Source organism: Capnocytophaga sp. oral taxon 329 str. F0087 (assembly GCF_000213295.2).
GTDB lineage: Bacteria > Bacteroidota > Bacteroidia > Flavobacteriales > Flavobacteriaceae > Capnocytophaga > Capnocytophaga leadbetteri_A.
Window position 1 is genome coordinate 83,349 of record NZ_KN389985.1, and the last position, 2,725, is coordinate 86,073.

The window sequence follows — 2,725 nt, forward strand, 5'->3', positions numbered from 1 at the left end:
TGGTACGACCATCACCTAAATCGATAATTTCTTTTTTTACTTCTGGTATCATTCAATACTTGTTAATTGATAAGTGAAAATTGTTAATTGAATAGTTGTGTTGTGTGGTTTAAAAAGGCTACCAATGAAAACATTAAGCAAAAGGAGGCACTAAGCCTCCTCTCTTTTTATTTTCTAATGTTAAGCTCTTTGATAATTGCACGATATCTTTCAATATCGGTATTCTTCAAATAGTCTAGCAAACTTCTACGCTTACCTACGAGCTTTACTAACGAACGCTCAGTGTTAAAGTCCTTGCGATTCACTTTTAAGTGCTCTGTAAGGTGATTGATTCTAAGGGTGAAAAGTGCGATTTGCCCTTCTGCTGAACCTGTGTTGGTTTCTGAACCTGCGTACTTTTTGAAAATTTCCGCTTTTACTTCTTTAGTTAAATACATTCCAATATTAATTTAATGATTATTATGTACAAATATTTTGTGGGTGCAAAAGTATTACCTTTTTTTTAGATATGCAAATTTTAGATGAAATATTATTTTGCCGCCCATTGCACTAACTACTAACTAAACTCTCGCTCGTGACGTTTGCGTTCGTTTTCATCTAAGTAGATTTTGCGCAAGCGCATATTTTTAGGGGTAACCTCTACGTATTCGTCTTTTTGTATGTACTCTAACGCCTCCTCAAGTGAGAATTTGATAGGAGGTGCCAGTTTTACTTTTTCGTCAGACCCTGCCGCACGTACGTTAGTCAGTTTTTTAGTCTTAGTTACATTTACTACGATGTCGCCACTGCGCGAGTTTTCGCCTATTACCTGCCCTGTATAAATATCTTCACCTGGGAAGATAAAGAACTTACCGCGGTCTTGTAGCTTGTCTAAAGAGTAGGGGATAGCGGTACCTTGTTCCATAGAAATAAGCGAGCCGTTGATGCGTCCTGCTATTTCGCCTTTGAAAGGTTGAAACTCTAAGAAACGGTGGTGAATGATAGCCTCGCCAGCAGTAGCCGTAAGCAGTTGGTTGCGCAAACCGATGATGCCACGCGAAGGAATCAAGAATTTGATAATCATTCGTTCTCCTTTAGGCTCCATACTTAGCATCTCGCCTTTGCGAAGTGTTACCAAGTCTACCGCTCTACCGCTTACATTTTCGGGTAGGTCTATAGTCAGTTCTTCTACAGGTTCACATTTTACTCCGTCTATCTCTTTGATGATAACTTGTGGCTGCCCGATTTGTAGTTCGTACCCCTCGCGGCGCATTGTCTCTATAAGTACTGAGAGGTGTAGCACTCCACGTCCGTATACTACAAATTTGTCTGCACTATCAGTAGCCTCTACACGTAGGGCTAAGTTCTTCTCTAATTCGCGTTCTAAACGTTCTTTGATGTGGCGTGAAGTTACAAACTTGCCGTCTTTGCCAAAGAAAGGAGAGTCGTTGATAGTGAAGAGCATACTCATCGTAGGCTCGTCAATAGCAATAGTAGGTAGGGCTTCGGGGTTTTCGTAGTCGGCTATGGTATCGCCTATTTCAAAACCTTCTAAACCTGCAATAGCGCAAATATCGCCTGCTTGTACCTCTTCTACTTTTTTGCGACCTAAACCGTCAAAAGTGTGTAGTTCTTTTATTTTTGATTTTACGATAGAACCATCGCGTTTTACTAATGAGATGTTCATACCGGCTTTGAGGGTGCCGCGGTGTAGTCGGCCGATAGCGATACGTCCAGTAAAAGTAGAATAGTCTAATGAAGTGATGAGCATCTGTAGGCTACCTTCTTCTACTTTAGGAGCAGGGATATGTTTTACAACCATATCTAATAGAGGCTCGATGCTGTCGGTTTTTTTGTGCCAGTCTTCTGACATCCAGTTTTGTTTAGCTGAACCGTATACCGTAGGGAAGTCTAATTGCCAGTCTTCAGCCCCGAGTTCGAACATAAGGTCGAAAACAGCCTCGTGTACTTCATCGGGGGTACAGTTTTCTTTATCTACTTTATTGATAACTACTATAGGTTTGAGTTTCATCTCTATAGCCTTTTGTAGTACAAAGCGCGTTTGTGGCATAGGCCCCTCGAAAGCATCAACTAATAGTAGTACTCCGTCAGCCATATTCAGCACTCGCTCTACTTCTCCACCAAAATCGGCGTGGCCAGGGGTATCAATAATATTGATTTTGATATCTTTATAAATTACCGAAACATTCTTAGATAAGATGGTGATACCGCGTTCGCGTTCCAAGTCGTTGTTGTCTAAGATAAGTTCTCCCGCATCCTGATTGTCACGGAACAAAGCACAGTGGTGCAAGATTTTATCAACAAGGGTAGTTTTTCCGTGGTCAACGTGAGCAATAATTGCTATATTTCTAATAGCGGTCATAGGTGCAAATAGTGTTTTTAAAAAATTGAGGGTGCAAAATTATAAAATAATTAGCAAATGACCAAATTTGCTAATTTACAAATTTTCTCATTTGCTAATGGTTTAGTGTCCGCATTTACAGCCTGCTCCTCCGCTACAGCTGTTTTTCTTTTTAGTGAAAAAAAACTTTTTTACTAAGAAAATTACTGCCGCAGCTACTAATACATAGGCTATGATTTCTTGTATTTCCATAAGTATTATTTAGTAAGTTCAAAAGTAACTATTATCTGACTATTGACTGAGATACTGCCAAGAGCTAAAGTAGTATTGCTAGGGGCAGCCCCTCTTATCATAACACTAGCAGGAGTGTCTCTTAAGCTCGTC

At 40.0% G+C, this 2,725-nt stretch carries 3 protein-coding genes; all 3 read right to left on the minus strand.

Translation table 11 applies throughout. The annotated features are described in order from the left end of the window. Nucleotides 1-167: 167 nt before the first annotated feature. Nucleotides 168-437, minus strand: coding sequence for a 30S ribosomal protein S15 (rpsO, locus tag HMPREF9074_RS01325; protein ID WP_009733893.1), 270 nt, complete (start codon nucleotides 435-437; stop codon nucleotides 168-170). Nucleotides 438-556: 119 nt separating this feature from the next. Then, nucleotides 557-2,362, minus strand: coding sequence for a translational GTPase TypA (gene typA / locus HMPREF9074_RS01330; RefSeq protein ID WP_009733892.1), 1,806 nt, complete (start codon nucleotides 2,360-2,362; stop codon nucleotides 557-559). Between the two features lie 102 nt (nucleotides 2,363-2,464). Next, nucleotides 2,465-2,593, minus strand: a complete 129-nt coding sequence (locus HMPREF9074_RS11825) for a FeoB-associated Cys-rich membrane protein (protein WP_009733891.1) — start codon at nucleotides 2,591-2,593, stop codon at nucleotides 2,465-2,467. Nucleotides 2,594-2,725 lie beyond the last annotated feature (132 nt).

Excerpts from the sequence above, each read along its gene's own strand:
- rpsO (WP_009733893.1), bottom strand. The coding sequence starts at position 437 with ATGTATTTAACTAAAGAAGTAAAAGCGGAAATTTTCAAAAAGTACGCA.
- typA (WP_009733892.1), bottom strand. The coding sequence starts at position 2,362 with ATGACCGCTATTAGAAATATAGCAATTATTGCTCACGTTGACCACGGA.
- HMPREF9074_RS11825 (WP_009733891.1), bottom strand. The coding sequence starts at position 2,593 with ATGGAAATACAAGAAATCATAGCCTATGTATTAGTAGCTGCGGCAGTA.